The organism is Rhodococcus opacus (assembly GCF_012396235.1).
GTDB classification, from domain to species: domain Bacteria; phylum Actinomycetota; class Actinomycetes; order Mycobacteriales; family Mycobacteriaceae; genus Rhodococcus_F; species Rhodococcus_F opacus.
Window position 1 is genome coordinate 21,958 of sequence record NZ_JAAXPA010000022.1, and the last position, 18,931, is coordinate 40,888.

Annotated in this window: 16 protein-coding genes and 1 riboswitch; of the genes, 4 read left to right on the plus strand and 12 right to left on the minus strand. The window is 69.1% G+C overall.

What is annotated here, in order from left to right; all coding sequences use genetic code 11:
- Positions 1 to 5: 5 nt before the first annotated feature.
- From HGB39_RS25790 to cobG, 3 genes are read right to left on the minus strand one after another with little or no spacing between them, the layout of a single operon-like run.
- Entirely contained in the window at positions 6 to 1,508 is a 1,503-nt protein-coding gene (locus tag HGB39_RS25790; RefSeq protein ID WP_064080970.1) for a precorrin-2 C(20)-methyltransferase, read from the minus strand.
- Positions 1,505 to 2,131, minus strand: coding sequence for a precorrin-8X methylmutase (locus HGB39_RS25795; RefSeq protein WP_064080971.1), 627 nt, complete (start codon positions 2,129 to 2,131; stop codon positions 1,505 to 1,507). Before HGB39_RS25795 ends, HGB39_RS25790 begins: the two co-directional genes overlap by 4 nt.
- Before the next feature lie 24 nt (positions 2,132 to 2,155).
- On the minus strand, positions 2,156 to 3,289 hold the full coding sequence (gene cobG / locus HGB39_RS25800; RefSeq protein WP_168442957.1) for a precorrin-3B synthase: 1,134 nt from the start codon (positions 3,287 to 3,289) through the stop codon (positions 2,156 to 2,158).
- A 6-nt stretch (positions 3,290 to 3,295) separates the two neighbouring features.
- Positions 3,296 to 3,438: riboswitch (cobalamin riboswitch) on the plus strand.
- A gap of 56 nt (positions 3,439 to 3,494) precedes the next feature.
- On the opposite strand from cobG, the gene cobN reads away from it, so the two are divergent.
- Positions 3,495 to 7,097: a cobaltochelatase subunit CobN gene (gene cobN, locus HGB39_RS25805; protein WP_005573626.1), complete on the plus strand. Its 3,603-nt coding sequence runs from the start codon at positions 3,495 to 3,497 to the stop codon at positions 7,095 to 7,097.
- A 31-nt stretch (positions 7,098 to 7,128) separates the two neighbouring features.
- Positions 7,129 to 7,524, plus strand: coding sequence for a PPOX class F420-dependent oxidoreductase (locus HGB39_RS25810; protein ID WP_005260695.1), 396 nt, complete (start codon positions 7,129 to 7,131; stop codon positions 7,522 to 7,524).
- Between the two features lie 83 nt (positions 7,525 to 7,607).
- Here HGB39_RS25810 and HGB39_RS25815 read toward each other — a convergent pair whose 3' ends face one another.
- The gene (locus HGB39_RS25815; RefSeq protein WP_005573628.1) at positions 7,608 to 8,192 is read right to left on the minus strand and encodes a TetR/AcrR family transcriptional regulator; all 585 of its coding nucleotides are present in this window, start codon (positions 8,190 to 8,192) and stop codon (positions 7,608 to 7,610) included.
- Between the two features lie 81 nt (positions 8,193 to 8,273).
- On the opposite strand from HGB39_RS25815, the gene HGB39_RS25820 reads away from it, so the two are divergent.
- Positions 8,274 to 9,461: a DUF418 domain-containing protein gene (locus tag HGB39_RS25820; RefSeq protein WP_005573630.1), complete on the plus strand. Its 1,188-nt coding sequence runs from the start codon at positions 8,274 to 8,276 to the stop codon at positions 9,459 to 9,461.
- Here the strand turns inward: HGB39_RS25820 and HGB39_RS25825 are convergent.
- The 5 genes from HGB39_RS25825 to HGB39_RS25845 all read right to left on the minus strand — a co-directional run bounded on the left by HGB39_RS25825 (position 9,430) and on the right by HGB39_RS25845 (position 13,867).
- The gene (locus tag HGB39_RS25825) at positions 9,430 to 9,777 is read right to left on the minus strand and encodes an ANTAR domain-containing protein (protein ID WP_005573632.1); all 348 of its coding nucleotides are present in this window, start codon (positions 9,775 to 9,777) and stop codon (positions 9,430 to 9,432) included. The genes HGB39_RS25820 and HGB39_RS25825 overlap by 32 nt on opposite strands.
- Positions 9,774 to 9,980, minus strand: a complete 207-nt coding sequence (locus HGB39_RS25830; RefSeq protein WP_005246380.1) for a hypothetical protein — start codon at positions 9,978 to 9,980, stop codon at positions 9,774 to 9,776. The genes HGB39_RS25825 and HGB39_RS25830 overlap by 4 nt, the downstream gene beginning before the upstream one ends.
- A gap of 218 nt (positions 9,981 to 10,198) precedes the next feature.
- Complete coding sequence (locus tag HGB39_RS25835) at positions 10,199 to 11,560, minus strand: metallopeptidase TldD-related protein (protein ID WP_005573634.1); 1,362 nt, start codon at positions 11,558 to 11,560, stop codon at positions 10,199 to 10,201.
- Positions 11,557 to 13,077 carry a TldD/PmbA family protein gene (locus tag HGB39_RS25840; RefSeq protein WP_005573636.1) on the minus strand — a complete coding sequence of 507 codons (1,521 nt, stop codon included), beginning with the start codon at positions 13,075 to 13,077 and terminating at the stop codon, positions 11,557 to 11,559. The genes HGB39_RS25835 and HGB39_RS25840 overlap by 4 nt, the downstream gene beginning before the upstream one ends.
- Positions 13,078 to 13,099: 22 nt before the next feature.
- A complete protein-coding gene (locus HGB39_RS25845) occupies positions 13,100 to 13,867 on the minus strand; it encodes a TSUP family transporter (protein WP_005573638.1) in 768 nt (255 codons plus the stop codon).
- 46 nt (positions 13,868 to 13,913) lie between these two features.
- Here HGB39_RS25845 and HGB39_RS25850 point away from each other — a divergent pair, with 46 nt between their 5' ends.
- Positions 13,914 to 15,077, plus strand: a complete 1,164-nt coding sequence (locus tag HGB39_RS25850; protein WP_037205116.1) for a sensor histidine kinase — start codon at positions 13,914 to 13,916, stop codon at positions 15,075 to 15,077.
- 10 nt (positions 15,078 to 15,087) lie between these two features.
- Here HGB39_RS25850 and HGB39_RS25855 read toward each other — a convergent pair whose 3' ends face one another.
- The 3 genes from HGB39_RS25855 to HGB39_RS25865 form a co-directional block, all read right to left on the minus strand.
- Positions 15,088 to 15,492, minus strand: coding sequence for an Rv0313 family protein (locus tag HGB39_RS25855; RefSeq protein ID WP_037205128.1), 405 nt, complete (start codon positions 15,490 to 15,492; stop codon positions 15,088 to 15,090).
- A 116-nt stretch (positions 15,493 to 15,608) separates the two neighbouring features.
- Positions 15,609 to 17,264 carry an amidohydrolase gene (locus tag HGB39_RS25860; RefSeq protein WP_005575314.1) on the minus strand — a complete coding sequence of 552 codons (1,656 nt, stop codon included), beginning with the start codon at positions 17,262 to 17,264 and terminating at the stop codon, positions 15,609 to 15,611.
- Between the two features lie 64 nt (positions 17,265 to 17,328).
- Positions 17,329 to 18,855 carry an APC family permease gene (locus HGB39_RS25865; RefSeq protein ID WP_005575313.1) on the minus strand — a complete coding sequence of 509 codons (1,527 nt, stop codon included), beginning with the start codon at positions 18,853 to 18,855 and terminating at the stop codon, positions 17,329 to 17,331.
- Positions 18,856 to 18,931: the final 76 nt, after the last annotated feature.

Below are 18,931 nucleotides of genomic sequence, written 5' to 3' on the forward strand. Positions count from 1 at the left end.
GGTACTCAGCCCGGATAACGCCGGGGCGTGAACACCCTCGTTCCGCGTTCGTTCTCGACGACGGTCGTCATGGAGGAGCCCACGATGAGCAGGCACCGCATGTCGATCTCGGCCGGGTCGAGGTCCGCGAGCCGCACGACCCGCACCGACTCCTGCGCGCCGGCCACGTCGCGGCCGATGATCACCGGGGTGTCGGGGGAGCGGTGCTCGAGAACCAGATCGCGCATCGCGGCGACCTGCCAGGTGCGTGACTTCGACGCGGGGTTGTAGACGGCGAAGGCCATGTCGGCGCTCGCGACCGCGGAGATGCGCTGCGCCACCACGTCCCACGGCTTGAGCCGGTCCGACAGCGACAGGACGGCGTAGTCGTGCCCGAGGGGTGCGCCGACCCGGCTCGCGACGGCGTTCGCGGCGGTCATGCCGGGCAGGACGCGCACGGGGACGCCGCGCCACTGCTCCTCGGCCGCGACTTCCAGCACCGCGGCGGCCATCGCGAACACACCCGGGTCACCGGACGACACGACGGCGACGCGGGCCCCGTTCTTGGCCAGGTCGAGTGCCATCGCGGCACGTTCGGCCTCGACGCGGTTGTCGCTGGAGTGACGGCGCTGGCCGGGACGTTCGGGGACCCGGTCGATGTAGGGGCCGTAGCCGACGAGGTCGGTGGCGAGCGACAGTTCGTGCTGCACTTCCGGTGTCGTCCAGGCTTGATCGCCGGGACCGAGCCCGACGACGACGAGTTCGCCCTGCGGTGCCGCGTCGTCGCGGTGCGCGTTCGACGGGCTGGGCACGATGGCGATCGAGAAGTAGGGGACGTCGCTGTCCGAGACGTCGTCCGCGGCGTCGATCTTCTGCCGGGTCGTGCTGGCCCGCTCGACGTACCACGTCTCGTCGATGCGGCCGGAGTCCTTCAACGCCTGCCGGACGGCCGGGTAGGTGCGTCCGAGCTTCAGGATCGCGGCGGCGTCGGTCTCCCGCAGGCGCCGCGTCAGCTCGCCGCGGGGCAGCGTTCCGGGCAGGACGGTGAGGATCTCCTCGCCCTCGACGAGCGGCATCGCCAGCGCGGCGGAGGCGGCGCTGATCGACGTGACCCCGGGAATGACCTCCGCCTCGAAGCGCTGCGCCAGCCTTTTGTGCATGTGCATGTAGGAGCTGTAGAACAGCGGGTCGCCCGCGGCGAGGAGCGCGACCGACCGGCCGGCTTCGAGGTGGGCGGCGAGTCGCTGCGACGCCTCCTCGTAGAACTCGTCCATCGCCCCCTGGTACCCGCCGGGGTGGTCGACGGTCTCGGTGGTGACGGGGTAGACGAGGTGCTCCTCGATCTGGCCGTCCCGCAGGTACGGCGCCGCGACCGCGCGGGAGATGCTCTTGCCGTGCCGGGCGCTGTGGAACGCCACCACATCGGCCTCGGCGATGACCCGCGCGGCCTTGACCGTCACCAGTTCCGGGTCGCCCGGTCCGATGCCGACGCCCCACAGTTTGCCGGTCACCCGCTCGTCGGAGCTCATTCGATCTCGCTCGCAATCGCATTCAGCGCCGCAGCCGTGATGGCGCTGCCACCCCGGCGGCCGCGGACCACCAGATAGTCCAGTCCGCTCGGGTGCTCGATCAACGCTTCCTTCGACTCCGCCGCACCGATGAACCCGACTGGACCGCCCACGATCGCGGCAGGCCGGGGTGCACCGGATTCGATCATGTCCAGCAGGTAGAACAATGCGGTCGGGGCGTTGCCGATCGCGACGACGGCACCGTCGAGTTTGCTGCCCCACAATTCGAGCGCGGCCGCCGAGCGGGTGTTCCCGATCTGCTCCGCCAGCACGGGGACCCGGGGGTCGCGCAGCGTGCAGAGCACCTCGTTGTCCGCGGGGAGACGCTTCCGGGTCACGCCTGCCGCCACCATCTGCGCGTCGCACAGGATCGGGGCGCCGTCCGCCAGCGCCGCGCGGGCGGCCTTCACGACACCGGGGGTGAACGCGACGTCGTCCACGAGGTCGACCTGACCGCTCGCGTGGATCATGCGGACCACGGCCTGCGAGACGTCCTGGGGAAAGGCACTGAGATCCGCCTCGGCGCGGATCGTGGCGAAGGACTGGCGGTAGATCTCCGCGCCGTCTCGGATGTACTCGATCATCCGCTCACGATAGAGGCACCGCGGTCACGGCTCCTCCACCCGGTAACCCGTCTCCGTGGCGACGACGTCGGCGACCTCACCCTTGGGCCGCCCGCAGCACCGCTCGCAGCCCGACCAGTGCTGCCGGCCCTCCACCGGGAGTTCGCCGCTCGCGACGGCGTCCCGCGCGTCGGATCGCACGTCGGCGAGCGCCTTCTCGCAGCCGGGTTGCCCGGTGCAGGCGCTGACGTTCAGCCACGGCGAGTTCTCGTCGAAGATCAGGCCCATCGGGGCGAGGACCCGGACCACCTGCTCGGCGGACCACTCGTCGAGATCGCACAGCAACACCGATTTCCACGGCGTGACGATCACCGGCTTCTCGACCGCGGCGAGAAACTCGGCCAGCCGGGCATCGAGGATCCCGAACGCGAGGCCGCCGCCGAGGGTCACGTTGCCGTCCGGGTGGTCGAGCCACCCGATCGGCGGCCGATGGTCGGCGAACCCGCTCACCGGGTCGGCGGTCGGTGCGAGCGTCAACGCCGACAGGACCCGTTCGACCCCGTCGGCGATCTCGGACAGCCGCCAGTGCCGATCGCGCAGCTCCAGGAAGACGCGGGCGGCGTCCAGGAGCACCGCCACCGATTCCGTCGCCGCGATCCGGGCACCGCTGTCGCGACCGGCGAGGACCAGGGCGACCTCCGTCTCGCTCACCGCATGGACGCCGAAATCGCCGCCGAGCGCCGACACGTCGCCGCGTCCGTCGTCGAGGGTGAACAGCGTGCGGCCGGGCAGGTCCGCCAGCGCGGCGTCCGCGCACAACGTCCGGTCGAGTTCGTCGACCAGATCCCGCAGGTCCGCGACACCACCGATCCGGCCGGTCAGCGGCGAGACGAGGATGTTGCGGACCCGCTCGTGGGTCTCCGACGGCAGGAGGCCCGCGTCGGCGAGGCGGCGGGCGAACTCCTGCGGATCGCGGACCGCCCGCAGTTGCGCGTTGCCGCGGGAGGTCAGTTCGATCTCGCCGTTTCCGAGGTCGCGGGCCGATTCCGCGAGGGTCTGCAGCTGGGTGGAGGTCAGCACACCTCCGGGGAGGCGCACCCGGGCGAGGGCACCGTCGGCGGCCCGGTGGACCTGCAGCGCGCCGGGGCATGCGTCGGGGCGGGAACGGGAGTCGACCATGGTCCCAGGTTACGTCCGGCCCCGGGTAGCATCACCAGCACTTGCGACAGCAGGAGAGGAAGCCGGTGAAAATCCGGTGCGGTCGCGCCACTGTGAGCCCGCCGAAACCGGTGGGCGAGCCAGACCCTCACCTGCCGTCCTCCGACCTACGGTTCCGCACAGAACCACCGCCACGGGGCGCGACACCCCCAGGAAGGCTCCACACGTGATCCTGCTGCTCTCCACCTCCGACACCGACCTGCTCAGCGCACGCGCCAGCGGGGCGGACTACCGCTGGGCCAACCCGGCACGGCTGCTGGTCGAGGAGGATCTGCCGGGACTGCTCGACGGCGCCGACCTGGTGGTGGTACGCATCCTCGGTGGCCGGCGGGCGTGGGAGGAGGGCCTCGACGCGGTCCTCGCCAGCGGACTGCCGGTGGTGGTCCTCGGCGGCGAGCACGCCCCGGACGCCGAGCTGATGGAGTGCTCGACGGTCACTGCCGGTGTGTCGGCGGAGGCACACAACTATCTCGCCGAGGGCGGCGCCGACAACCTCGCCCAACTGCACCACTTCCTGTCGGACACCGTGCTGCTGACCGGTCACGGTTTCGAGGCGCCGGTCCACCTGCCGAGCTGGGGTGTCGCGCCGTTCGCTCCCGACGGGAACCCGGACCGCCCCACGATCGCCGTTCTCTACTACCGCGCGCAGCACCTGGCCGGGAACACCCGCTACATCGAGGCGCTGTGCGACGCCGTCGTCGCGGCGGGCGGCACCCCGCTGCCGATCTTCTGCGCGTCGCTGCGCACCGCCGAACCGGAGTTGCTGAACACGCTGCGCCGGGCGGACGCGATGGTGGTCACCGTGCTCGCCGCCGGCGGCACCAAGCCGGCCGGCGTCTCGGCCGGTGGCGACGACGAGGCGTGGGACGTCGCCGCGCTGGCCGCGCTGGACGTGCCGATCCTGCAGGGACTGTGCCTGACCAGCAGCCGTGAATCGTGGGAGTCCAACGACGACGGATTGTCGCCGCTCGACGTCGCCACCCAGGTCGCGGTCCCCGAGTTCGACGGCCGGCTGATCACGGTGCCGTTCTCGTTCAAGGAGATCGACGCGGACGGTCTCTCCACCTACGTACCCGACGCCGAGCGCGCCTCCCGGGTGGCGGGCATCGCCGTCCGGCACGCCCGGCTCCGGCACATCCCCGCGTCCGACCGCCGGATCGCTCTGATGCTGTCGGCGTACCCGACGAAGCACGCCCGCATCGGCAACGCCGTCGGTCTCGACACGCCGGCCAGCGCGATCCGGTTGCTCACCGAGATGCGGGCCGCCGGATACGACCTCGGCCCCGCGGACGGACCGGATTCCGTGCCGGGTCTCGCCGCCCAGGACGGCGACGCGCTGATCCACGCCCTCATCGCCGCCGGCGGCCAGGACCCGGACTGGCTGACCGCGGAGCAGCTCGAGGGCAACCCGATCCGGATCTCCGCGGCCCGCTACCGCGAGTGGTTCTCGGCGCTGCCCGCCGAACTGCGCGAGGGCGTCGAGGAGCACTGGGGGCCGGCGCCGGGCGAACTGTACGTCGACCGCTCGCAGGATCCCGCCGGTGAAATCGTCATCGCCGCAATGCAGTTCGGGAATCTCGTGCTGATGGTGCAGCCGCCGCGCGGATTCGGGGAGAAGCCGGTCGCGATCTACCACGACCCGGATCTACCGCCGAGCCACCACTACCTCGCCGCCTACCGGTGGATCGCCGCGGACGCCGCCGCCGGCGGTTTCGGCGCCGACGCCGTCGTCCATCTCGGCAAGCACGGCAACCTCGAATGGCTGCCCGGCAAGACACTCGGCATGTCCGCGTCGTGCGGCACCGACGCCGCACTCGGCGACCTGCCGCTGATCTACCCGTTCCTGGTCAACGATCCGGGGGAGGGCACGCAGGCCAAGCGCCGTGCCCACGCGACCCTCGTCGATCACCTGATCCCGCCGATGGCCCGCGCCGAGAGCTACGGCGACGTCTCGCGGCTCGAGCAGCTACTCGACGAGCACTCGAACATCTCCGCGCTCGACCCGTCCAAGCTGCCGGCCATTCGTCAGCAGATCTGGACGCTGATGCGCGCCGCCAAGATGGACCACGACCTCGGACTCGAGGAACGTCCCGACGAGGACGTGTTCGACGACATGCTGCTGCACGTCGACGGCTGGCTGTGCGAGATCAAGGACGTCCAGATCCGTGACGGCCTCCACATCCTCGGTGCCGCACCCCGCGACGACGCGGAGGTCGAACTGGTGCTCGCGATGCTCCGCGCCCGGCAGATGTGGGGCGGCGAGCAGAACGTCCCCGGACTCCGCGAGGCGCTCGGCCTCAGCGAGGACGGCGACGAATCCCGTACCCGCGTCGACGACATCGAGCAGCAGGCGCACGCACTGGTGCAGGGCATGCACGACGCCGACTGGAAACCGGACGCCGCCGACACCCTCACCGACGACGCCACCGTCGCGAAGATCCTGCGCTTCGCCGCCACCGAGGTGGTGCCCCGCCTTCGCGAGACCGACAACGAGATCGCCCAGGTGCTGCACGCGCTCGACGGCGGATTCATCGCCGCCGGGCCGAGCGGTTCGCCGCTGCGCGGGCTGATCAACGTGCTCCCGACGGGCCGCAACTTCTACTCCGTCGACCCGAAGGCCGTGCCGTCCCGGCTCGCCTGGGAGACCGGCCAGGCGATGGCCGAATCGTTGCTGGACCGCTACAAGTCCGATCACGGAGAGTGGCCGCGCTCGGTGGGTCTGTCCGTGTGGGGCACATCCGCGATGCGCACCTCCGGAGACGACATCGCCGAGGTCTTCGCGCTCCTCGGTGTGCGCCCGGTGTGGGACGAGGCGAGTCGCCGCGTGGTGAACCTCGAGGTGATCGACCTCGAGGAACTTGGCCGGCCGCGTATCGATGTCACGGTCCGGATCAGTGGTTTCTTCCGTGACGCGTTCCCGCACGTCCTGGCACTGCTCGACGACGCCGTCCGGCTCGTCGCCGCGTTGGACGAACCGGCGGAGAGCAACTTCGTGCGCGCACATGCGCAGGCGGATCTCGCCGAGCACGGCGACGAACGCCGCGCGACCACCCGCATCTTCGGGTCGAAGCCGGGCACCTACGGGGCCGGGCTGCTGCAGCTGATCGACTCCAAGAGCTGGCGCGGCGACGCCGACCTCGCCGACGTGTACACCACGTGGGGTGGTTTCGCGTACGGCCGCGGACTCGACGGCGCCCCCGCCGCCGACGACATGCGGACCGCATACCGTCGAATCACCGTGGCGGCCAAGAACACCGACACCCGCGAACACGACATCGCCGACGCCGACGACTACTTCCAGTACCACGGCGGCATGGTCGCCACCGTGCGGGCGCTCACCGGAAAGTCGCCCGAGGCATACATCGGCGACAGCACCCGGCCCGAGTCGGTGCGCACCCGAACCCTGTCGGAGGAGACGTCCCGGGTGTTCCGCGCCCGCGTCGTGAACCCGCGGTGGCTCGAGGCGATGCGACGCCACGGATACAAGGGTGCGTTCGAGATGGCGGCCACCGTCGACTACCTGTTCGGCTACGACGCCACCACCAACGTCGTCGCCGACTGGATGTACGAGAAGCTCGCCGAGTCGTACGTGCTGGACGAGCAGAACCGCAAGTTCATGGAACAGTCCAACCCCTGGGCCCTGCACGGCATCGCCGAACGCCTGCTCGAGGCGGCCGAGCGGAACATGTGGGAGCACCCCGAGCAGCAGACCCTCGACGGCCTGCGGCAGGTGTACCTCGAGACCGAAGGCGAACTCGAAGGAGACTGAGCAACCGTCCGGCTCCGCGGTTCGGTCTAGCATGGGGCCGGTGACCACAGAATTCGACCGGGTGTCGTCCGCGAAGTACGTCCTGCTCACCACGTTTCGGAAAGACGGCACCGCGGTGGCGACACCGCTGTGGGCCGCCGCCGACGGTGACCGCCTGCTGATGTGGACGGTCACCGACTCCTACAAGGTCAAACGCATCCGCCGCAACCCGGAGGTGACGGTGGCCGCGTGCGATGCGCGCGGCAAGCCGAAAGGCCCCGAGGTTCCCGCCCGCGCGGTCATCCTCGACGCCGCCGGCACCGATCACACGAGGGACGTGATCGCCCGCAAGTACGGCATCCTCGGCTGGCTCACGATGAAAGGCAGCCTCCTGCGCCGAGGAAAGACCGGAACCATCGGACTCGCCGTCACGGCCGAGGACCGGTAATCAGGTCTCCGCTCGGCGTGGGCGGCCGTGATGTGGAACCTGTCCAGTGCTGGCGCGTGGTCGGTTGATCGGCAGCGCGCCGGTCAGGCGAGTGCGCGAAGGTGCTCGGCGATCATCCGCTGAGCGGTTTCCGGGGTGTCGGTGTCCCCGAGCAGGACGTGCATCGCCGCGCCGTCGACGAGTGCGTGCAGGCGCATCGCCTCGGTGTCGACGTCGATGTCGGGCGCGATCAGGCCCCGCTGAGCGAGGCCGGTCAGGATCGCGGCGCAGGCACCACGGAGTTGCCGTTGGGCATCGAGGGCGATGTCTTTCAGTAGTGGATGGGCGGGGCTTTCCGCGACGAGGGCGAGGTTCACCTCCATTTCGCAGCGTCGGCGGTCGTCGAGCGGGAGGACTTCGTCCAGCACCGCGAGGGCGCGCTGCCACGGGTCGGTGATCGACGCGTGGGCCTGTGCTCGTTCGCGGACACGCGTTGCGACGAGCCGCATCGAATAGGCGAGGAGTTCGGCCTTGCTGGCGAACACGTGTCGGAGCGATCCGCTCGAGATTCCGGCCTCGGCGGCCACATCGCGTACGGACACGGCGCCGATGCCCTCGCGTTGGATCACCCGCCACACGGCCTCGGCGATTTCCTGCTGCCTTCGGTCGTGGTCGATGAGCTTCGGCACCCCGCCATGTTAACACGACCGTGCTAGCATGAACGCTTGTTGGCACGATCGTACTAACAAGTACTTGGAGGGGCTGAAGGTATGACGTCGCAACTGTCGAGTTCCCACCGCTATGCCGCGCTCGACGTCATGCGCGGTGCGGCCATCCTGGGCACTCTCGCCACCAACATCTGGATCTTCACCAACGTCGAGGGTCTGGTGGGGTACATCGATGGCACCGGACGAGCCACCGGCGGCTGGGCCCCGGTGCAGGCTGTGCTGCAGCAGTTCGCGCAGGGCAAGTTCCTCGGCCTGCTCACCATCATGTTCGGCGTCGGACTGCTCATCCAGCAGCGTTCTGCGCAGCGACAGGGCCGGCGGTGGCCGGGCGGATACCCGTGGCGCGCGGGGCTGCTGATGCTCGACGGAGCACTGCATTTTCTGCTGTTCACCGAGTTCGACGTCCTGACCGGATACGCCTTCACCGGATTGATCGTCGCGTTCATCCTGACCACAGGCATTCGCGCGCAACGCGTCTGGATGGCGTGTGCGGTAACCGTCCACGCGGCGATGCTGGGCCTCGTCGTCGCAGCGTTGTCCTCGGCGCCCGCGCGGGAGCCCCAGCCGCTGTCACCGAACCCCTATGCGGACGGCAGCTTCTGGGATCTCGTCGTCTTCCGCGCCGACCACGTGTTGCTGTTCCGGCTCGAGGTGCTCTTCATCCTGCCGCTGTCGATCGCCCTGTTTCTCGTCGGCGCACACCTCTACGGTGCGCGCGTCCTCGACCCGGACCGCGGCGACTTGCGTCGGCGCCTGATGGTCGCGGGCCTGGCAATCGCACTTCCGCTGGACTTCGCGCTCGGATTGTTCGGCGGAGACGCAGGCCTGATCCTCGGCAGGTACGGGACCGCTCCGGTGGTGGCGTTGGGGCTACTCGCCGCGATCGCGCACCGCTACGCGGGCGGACGCGAACCCGGCCCGGCCGGTCGGGCGCTCTCGGGAGTCGGCCGCACTGCCCTCAGTTGCTATGTGCTGCAGAACATCCTGTGCTCGATCGTCTGCTACGGCTGGGGATTCGGCCTCGCGGCCCGGTTGAACGGCGCCACCGTCGTTCCGGCGACCATCGTGTTGTTCGGTGCCGTCTCGGCGACGCTGATCGTCGTGTCACGCCTGTGGTTGCGGCGGTTCGATCGGGGGCCACTCGAATGGCTCACGCACCGGGGCTACCAGCGTCTCACCCGGGCGGACAGGAACGGTGTCACCGCGCCAGCAGTGTCGTCCATTCCTTGAACTCGAGGGCGTACGACGGTGCGGGCGTCGTCACGGAGGGGCACGGCTGTCGCCGAGTCGCCAACTCCACCAACGACTTCGCTGCCCGCATCACGCTGACGTGGTGATGCCGGGAGACGTCGAGTAACTCCTCGAACGCCTCGGCGTCGCCGTAACCGCGGGTGGCGATGAGGATGCCTTTCGCGGTGGCGAGAACCTCGCGTCCGTCGGGGTGACGGTGCGGAATCGGATGTGCGGGCGGTGCAGCCTCGAGTACGTCGTTCGACACTGTGATCTCCTGGATTGTGGTGCTTCGCTGATGTCTCGGCGCGGTCATACCGCTGCCACCATCAGGGCCGTGGCGAGGACGACGATCAGTCCTCCTGTCGCGGCGGCGAGAACTGAACCGGTGATGATGCCGATTCCGGTGGCGCAGACGAGGCAGACGAACGTCGTCAGTGCCACGTCGGCGAGAGCGAACCGTCTCGTGACCTTGGTGTGGTCGTGGAGCAGTTCGCGGGTGGTGGTATCGGAGTGCATGAAACCTCCTGGTCAGACGGGCAAGGGACGTACTCGGCGCATGCGCCGGCCACGCGGCGCTACGGTGAGTTTCGGCCCCGTTCTCTGGAGACCTGAATATGACATGCGCGGCGAAACGGCTCTGGAGTGAGCAATCTCATATGCGCGATGTCTGCAGCATTTATAACGGAAACAGTACGAGCTGTCACCTAGACGAGCGTCCGCATAGGATCCGCGACTCAGAGCGCCTTGCTGACCGACGACATGTGGAAGTCGGGGACACGCAACGGCGGCATCGCGGTTCGGGTGAACCAGTCCTTCCATTCCCGGGGCAGCGTCCGCTCGGTGGCTCCGCCCTGGGTGACCCTCCGCAGCAGGTCGAGGGGGCTCTCGTTGAACCGGAAGTTGTTCACGGCGCCCGTGACCTTCCCGTTCTCGACGAGGTAGACACCGTCCCGCGTCAGTCCCGTGAGCAGCAGGGTGGCGGGGTCGACCTCCCGGATGTACCAGAGGGTGGTCAGCAGCAGCCCCCGTTCGGTCTCGGCCACCATCTGGTCGAGCGATACCGAGCCGCCGGCGTCGAGGATCAGGTTGTCGCCGGGCACGGTCACGTCGGCGCCGAATTCCTTCGCCGCCGCCCGCGGGTACGCGAGCGCGTTGACGGTGCCGTCACGGATCCAGTCGACCCGGCCCGCGTCCATCCCGTTGTCGAAGACGGACACGGATTCGGACGACGACCCGGTGACGACGAACGGTGTGTATTCCACGCCGAGTGCGGCCGGATCGGAATAGAGGGTGAGGGGAAGTGCACTCAGCTTCTCCCCGATGCGGGTGCCGCCGGGCGCAGACAGGGCGGAGTGCCCTTCCTCCGCGGCTCGGCCTTCCATGGTCCACATGAGATAGATCATGAGGTCCGCGACTGCGGACGGCGGCAGGATTGTCTCGTAACGGCCCGCGGGCAACTCCACCCCGTTGCGGGCCCAGTCGAGGCGTGTCGACAGGTCCTGGAGCAACTTCACGCTGGCCACATCCGTGAAGTCCTTGGTGCTGGTGCCCACCCAGGCGCTGGCGTCGCCGCGTTTGCCGTTGATCTCGACCGACCCGGTCGGCTGGGCGAACCGGCGCCGGATCCCGGTCGACGTGCCCAGCCAGGTCGTGTGCAGCTGGTGATGGGCGAAACCGTAGAGCTGGTCGCTGCCGTCGAAGCCCATGCTCAGATCCTGGGCGAGTTGTTCGAACGCGCCGATCTCGGTGCGCTCCGCCGAGTCGTCCCACCGCTCGTCGGTGTCGGTGCCGGTGAGCAACGGCATCGCGTCGGACGCGGGTGTGGCTGTGCGGGCGGCGATTTCGGCCGAGCGGACCACGCCGTCGATGTCGGCGGCGTCGACGGACGCGGACGTGACGATGCCGACCTTCGCGTCCTCGCCGACCCGGACGATCGAGATGACGGTCCAGCTGCGCGACGTCGACACTCCGTTGGTGGTCATCGAGTTGCCCGCCCACCGCAGGGACGCCTCGCTGGCATCGGTGACGATCACGATGGTTTCGTCCACGGTGGCCCGGGCGAGGACCTGCTCGACGAGTTGCTGCGGTGCGATCATCGGCCGCCTTCCGTCCGAGTGTTCAGTACGTTGACGCCGCGGAAGAGTGCCGACGGGCAGCCGTGGCTGACGGCCGCGACCTGACCGGGCTGCGCCTTGCCGCAGTTGAAGGCGCCGCCGAGCTGCCAGGTGGAGCGGCCGCCGACGGCGTCCATCGAACCCCAGAAGTCCGTGGTCGTCGCCTGGTACGCGACGTCGCGGAGTTGTCCGTCGAGTTTCCCGCCGCGGATGCGGTAGAACCGCTGACCGGTGAACTGGAAGTTGTAGCGTTGCATGTCGATCGACCAGGATTTGTCGCCGACCACGTAGATGCCGTCCTCCACACCGGAGATCAGGTCGTCGGTGCTGCGATCGGCGCCGAGATCGGGTTGCAACGACACATTGGCCATCCGCTGGATGGGGACGTGGTGGGGCGAGTCGGCGTACGAGCAGCCGTTGGAACGCTCCAGCCCGAGACGGGGCGCGAACGCCCGGTCGAGTTGGTAGCCGACGAGAATCCCGTCGGCGACCAGGTCCCAGGACTGGGTTTTGACGCCTTCGTCGTCGTAACCGACCGTGGCGAGACCGTGCCGCTCGGTGCGGTCGGCGGTGACGTGCATGATCGGCGTCCCGTAGCGCAGGGTGCCGAGCTTGTCGGGGGTGGCGAACGACGTGCCGGCATACGCGGCCTCGTAACCGATGGCGCGGTCGTACTCGGTGGCGTGCCCGATGGATTCGTGGATGGTCAGCCACAGGTTGGTCGGGTCGATCACCAGGTCGGTGAGACCGGGCACCACGGTGGGGGCCTTCACCTTCTCGGCCAGCAGGTCCGGGATCCGGGCGAGTTCGTCGGTCCAGTTCCACACCCCGTCGCCGGCGACGTACTCCCATCCGCGGCCGACGGGGGGAGCGAGGGTACGCATCGTCTCGAACACACCGGCCGACTGGTCGACGGTGGTGGCTTCGAGTTGCGGATGCAGCCGCACCCGCTGCTGCACGATGGACGAGCCGGCGAGATCGGCGTAAAACGTCTGCTCCTTCACCTGCAGGCATCCGGCGGTGACGTGGTCGACGCCGTCGGAGGCGAGGAGCCTGCGGGAGTATTCACCGAGCAGCGAGATCTTGTCCGAGGCGGGAACTTCGAACGGATCGACGTCGTAATCGGACACCCAGCGGACGTCCGCGTGCACCGGTTCGGCGGCGAGTTCGACGTGCTCCCGGTTCAGTCCACGCAACGCCCGGGCGACGGCGACGGCCTGTTCCGCGGTCGCGGCGGCGGTCGCCGGGGTCAGCTCGGCATGCGAGGCGAAACCCCAGGTGCCGTCGACGACGACCCGCACCGCGAAGCCGAGTTCGGTGGTGTCCACCGCCGACTGCACTTCGCCGTCGCGCAACCGCAGCGACTGACTGGTGAGCCGATGCACCCGCAGGTCGGCGTGCGACGCGCCCGCCGCACGGGCGGCGGCGAGTGCCGCGTCCGCCAGCGAACGCAGGGGGAGGGCAAGGAATTCCGGATCAACCTGTCGTGGAGCCGTCACCTCGACCACCGTAGTCGGTCGCTCAGCCGAATTGCTGCCAACCCAACCGGATCACCATCGCGATCACCACGATCAGCAGGGTGATCCGGACGAATCCGGCGCCCTTGCTCAGCGCCATCCGCGAACCGGTGATCGCGCCGATCACGTTGCAGACCGCCATGCCCAGGCCGAGCGCCCACAGCACGTGGCCGGCGGCGGCGAAGAACACCAGCGCACCGAGATTCGATCCGAGATTGATCACCTTCGCCATCGCGGCACTGCGTACGAATTCCGTGCCCAGGAACGTGGCGAAACTGATGATGAGGAATGTGCCGGTGCCCGGCCCGAACAGTCCGTCGTAGAACCCGAGGAGACCGGCGGACAGCAGGACGACCGCGATTACCTTCCGCCGTGTCGGCGGATCCTTCGCCAGCGTGGTGCCGAGCTGCGGACGGATCGTCACGAACACGGCGACGCCGACGAGCACCGCCATGATGAGCGGGATGAAGACGTCCTTGTCGATGCGTGACACCGTTGCCGCGCCGAGCGCGGACGCCACCGCCGCGAGCAGGCCGGCGGGAACCAGCAGCCGCCAGTTCATGGGGATGCGGCGCGCGAACGTGACGACGGCGGCGGATGTGCCGGTGAACGCGGTGAGCTTGTTGGTGGCCAGCGCCGCCTGCGGCGTCAGCTGCGGTGCGACGAGAAACAGTGCGGGAATGAGGATCAGTCCGCCGCCGCCGACGACGGCATCCACCCACCCGGCGGCCGTCGCAGCGGTGAGAAGAAGCGCCCAGTCGCCCACATTCATGGTGCAGACTCAACCACACCCACCCTGAGGTACTTACGCTGTGCACATGCGGAGGTTCAGTCTGTGGCTGCGAGGAAAGCCGACGGTTGCGGACTCGATGTTGGCGGCGATCCTGTTCGCCCTCGAGGTGTTCGTGTTCACTGCGTCGGGAGACCGCTCGCCGTGGGTGCAGCTGGTCATGGGTTTCCTGCTGTGCCTGCCTATCGCGTGGCGTCGCAAGTATCCGCGGGCGGCGGCCGGTGCCGTTCTGGTGGTGTCGATCACGATCACGTTCGTCAGTTACTCGATCGGTGACCTCGACGCCGAGCATCCCGGTCTGCTGGCGCTCGCCGTCGCCCTGTACACGCTCGTCGCCTACGTCGACCGCCGGACCGCCGCCATGTACGCGGTGGGCCTCGCCGTGGATTCGGCCCTGTCGATCTGGTTACTGGAACAGGAACTGCTGGCGGCCGGACTGTTCTCGGTCCTCGTCTTCGCGCTCTCCTGGATCACGGCGGAGTTCCTCGGCGCCCGCCGGGCCTACGACGAAGAGGTCGCCGCGCGCCTCGTCGTCGCCGACTACGACCGGGATCGTCGCGCCGAGGACGCGGTGGCGGCCGAGCGGACCCGGATCGCCCGGGAATTGCACGACGTCGTCGCGCACGCGGTGAGCGTGATGATCGTTCAGGCCGACGGCGCGTCCTACGCCTTGAAGAGCAACCCCGACATCGCGAAGCAGGCACTCACCAACATCGCCGGCACCGGGCGGGAGGCTCTGGCGGAACTGCGGCGCACCGTCTCGCTGCTGCGCACCGAACCGGCGACCGACGACATGCCCCAGCACGGCACGGCCGGCCTCGCCCGGGTGGTCGACATGATGCGCAGCGCCGGACTGCCCGTGGAACTCGAGCTGACGGGGGAGTTGGACGACATCAGCCCGGCGGTCAGTCTCGGCGTCCACCGGCTGGTCCAGGAATCGCTGACGAACGTGCTGCGGCATGCCGGAGAACGTCCGCGCGCGAAGGTGCGGGTGCGGCGCCGCGAGACGGACGTGCTCGTCGAAATCACCGACAACGGCAACTCGTCCGGGCAGTTCTCGCTCGGATCGGGCAACGGGCTGCTGGGGATGCGGGAGCGGGTCGCCGTGCTGCACGGCACCCTCGAGGCGGGACGGCAGACCGACGGCAGTTGGCGGGTCACCGCGGAGTTGCCGCTCGAGCTCGAGGACTGAGCGGCCCCGGCTACTCCGTCTCTGGTGGTGTCGCTTCCTCCGGCTGGTCGAGGACGCTGACGGTGACGCCATAGGGAAGGAACCGCACCGACCGGTGAGGATCCGTGTTGTGCTTGTGCGCGCGGAGCGCATCGAGTTCGGTGGCATACACCTGCTCGACCCGTGCGACGCCCTCGCCGTCGAGCGTGTAGATCGCCCACACACCGTCACCGGTCTCACCCGTCGTTTCCGGCTTCGACGCGCCGCGCGGCGACCGGGCGAAGTCCGCGAACACGCCCGTCCACGGAATCTGAGAATCTGCCTGGTCCAGGAACCTGACGATCCGGTCCTTGACGCCCTGCAATTCCTCGCCGGCCTCACGGATCACGCGGTCGAGATCGTCGGGGTCGAACCCGAACGGCCTGTTGTCGCCCATCACTGTCTCCTGACTTCGGCGGGACACCTCCAGTGTGGCCGCGGATGCCGATCGGCGCCACGACGGTCCGCCGACCGGCATCCGCGCCGCCGACCAGGGCTGCCTCCCGCTGGTCCTCAGGCGTCCGGTGCCGTGTAGACGCGATCACCGCCCACATAGGTCAGGACGGCCCGGGTCTCGCCGATCGCGTCGGCGGTTCCGGTGAACGGATCCCGGTCGAGGACCACCAGGTCGGCGAGCTTGCCCACCTCGATGCTGCCCGTGTCGTCGAGGTGGTTCACGTACGCGGACCCGGCGGTGTACGCGGTGAGTGCGGCCGTGAGGTCGATTCGCTGCTCCGGGAGGAACACCGGGCGTCCCTGCCCGTCCCGGCCCGGCAGTACGCGATTGACCGCGACATGGATGCCGTGGATCGGGTCGGCGCTGCTGACCGGCCAGTCGCTGCCGGCCGCCAGCGTTGCGCCCGAGCGCAGCAGGGAACCGAAGGGGTACTGCCGGCGGGAGCGTTCGTCCCCGAGGAACGGAATGGTGAGTTCGTCCATCTGCGGCTCGTGGGCTGCCCACAGCGGTTGCATGTTGGCCGTGACGCCGAGCGCGCGGAAACGGGGGATGTCGCCCGGGTCCACGACCTGCAGGTGGGCGAGGTGCGGCCGGGTGTCGCGGAATCCGTTCGTCGTCCGAGCGGCGTCGACCGCGTCGAGCGCATCCCGCACGGCCCGGTCGCCGAGCGCGTGGAAGTGCACCTGAAATCCGAGGGCGTCGAGCTCGGTGACGTAGCCGCGCAGCTCGTCCGGGTCGACGAAGCTGGTCCCGGAATGGGCTGTCGCGCAGCCGCATCCATCCAGATACGGGGAGATCATGGCCGCGGTGCGGGATTCGGCGACACCATCGAGCATGATCTTCACGGTGTCGGCCCGCATCCTCCCGACGCGGAGAAGGGACCGTCGCCGGAGCAGGTCGGGGACCTGCTCGGCGCCCCGATCGCGATCCCACCACAGGGCGCCCGCAACCCGCGCGGTGAGGGAGCCGTCGCCGGCCGCGGTCAGGTAGGCATCGGAGACATCGGAGATCCCGGAGGTGTCGCCGAGTAGCGCGTCCTGCCACGCGGTGATGCCGAGCGAATGCAGGTGCTGCTGGGCGTGGAGCAGCGCCTTCAGCCGGTCGTCGGGGGTGTGCTGCGGGGTGTGGCAGCCGACCAGCTCCATCGCAGACTCCTGGAGCATGCCGGTCGGCGCGCCGTCGGCGTCGCGTTCGATACGTCCGCCGACGGGATCGGGAGTGTCTCGAGTGATGCCCGCGAGGTCCAGAGCTCTCGTGTTGGCCCATGCTCCGTGATGGTCGCGGTTGGGCAGAAACACCGGCCGATCCCGCACGACGGTGTCGAGGAGTTGCGCGGTGGGTGTGCCCCCGTCGAACGCCTCCATCGACCACCCGCCGCCGACGATCCACGGCAACTCCGGGTGTGCGCCGGCGTAGCTGCGGATGGCGGCGAGGGTGGCGGCGGCGTCGCTGGTGCCGGTCAGGTTGCAGCGGGCGTACTCGAGGCCGGCCACCACGGGATGGATGTGCGCGTCCTGGAAGCCTGGCAGCAGCAGCCTGCCGGTGAGGTCGACGACCTCGGTGCGGGTGCCGATCAGCTCCCGGACCTCGTCGTGGCCGACGGCTGATATCCGGCCACCGGTGACGGCGACCGTCGTGGCGCGGCTGCGGGCCGGGTCCAGGGTGGCAATCGATCCGCCGGTGAAGACCAGATCTGCGGGTCCTGCTGACATCGGAAATCTCCTATCGGGAAGTGCTGTCGTCGGTATTCGGATCAGGTTGTGTCGCGCTGATCGGTCAGGGGGTGGTCACGGGAACTTCGGTGGGCGCGCCGAGCAGGTCGGCGTCGCCGGCATCCGTTCCGCGGCCGGTGACGAAATAGGGCGACCGGCGGACCCACTTCGCGTGCGCGGCCACCACCAGCCCCGAGATCAGGATGAGGACCGGGAACAGCAGCTGAAACCAGCCGTTGGTCGCACTGAATTCGAGATGATCTGCCGAGGTGTAGAAGATCCAGCCCAGGTAGCCGCCCAGCGCCAGCAACACCAGGGCGCTGAGGGCGGGAAACACCACCGCGCGCAGCCCCTCCCACGGATGCTCGCGCAGGAGGCCGCGGAACCGGACAGCGGCGGCGAGTGCCGTCAGGCCGTACCAGACGGCGACCACCAGGCCGATCGAACTGATGCCCGCACCGAGAAGGTCGCTGAGTTTGGGGATGACCGTGGCCAGCAGCGCGACCACGGCGGAGATGGCGCCGAGCAGCACGGTGCCGGCCGCCGGGGTTCCGTAACGGGAATGGATGCGGGTCCACACCGGGCCGAGAGTGCGGTCCCGGCCCATTGCGAACAGTCCACGCGCGCTGGGTATCACGGTGGCCTGGAGCGACGCGACGACGGAGAACATCAACGCGACCACGGGGAGAGCCGCCAATGGCTGCCGGGCGAGTGCCTCGCCGAGGAACGCGAGCCCGACGGTCCCGTTGTCCGCCAGTTCCGTGGGGGTGAGGACGCGCTGGAACGCCACCGCACCGAGCAGGAACAATCCGAGGACCAGGAAGACGGTGATCACCCCGGCGCGGGACGCGTCGCGCGGGTCGCGCACCTCCTCGCTCACGCTGAACGCCGCTTCGAAACCCCAGTAGAAGAAGACCGCGATCACCATGCCCTGAGCCAGCACGGCGAACGAGGGAATCGCAAAGGGATCGAACCAGGAGAGGGAGAACGGCTGGCTCCCGGCGAACAACCCGTACGTGCAGAAGCCGATCAACACGACGTACTCGAAGACGAGGAGATACTTCTGCAGCCGGGCCGCGACCGCGACGCCGCGGACGGCGGTGAAGGTCACCGCCCCCAGGATCGTCAGCCCCAGCATCGTGGACTGGAGCGTGGAGTCGGGATCGAGGGTGAGCCCGCCGATGCTGTGCAGGCCGGCCATGCCGGCGAGTTGCAGGATCGCGGACCCGGCGATCGCGGTGGTGTAGGCCATGAACACGACAACGGCGACGATGGCCATCCAACCGGTGAGGATGCCCAGCCACGGACTGAGGCTGCGGCCTACCCAGACATAGCTGTTGCCGCAATTGGGTTCGACCCTGTTGAGCCGGGCGTATCCGCTGGCAATTCCCAGAATCGGGACGAAGGCCAGTACCAACACCACCGGCATCTGGAGACCGACCACGGCGGCGATGACTCCCAAGCCGACACCGATGCTCGTCGTCGCCGCGGTACTCGAGGCGGCGATCGCAATTCCGTCGATGACGCCGAGGGATTTGCGGAGGGCGGTCGCCCTCGGCGCGTCGACCGCGCCGTTGTTCACTGCTGCCATGTGTGCGTCGCTTTCGATGGAGGGATGGGAGGGATGAGAGGCCACGCACCGATCCGCATTCTCGTGTCCGCGGCCT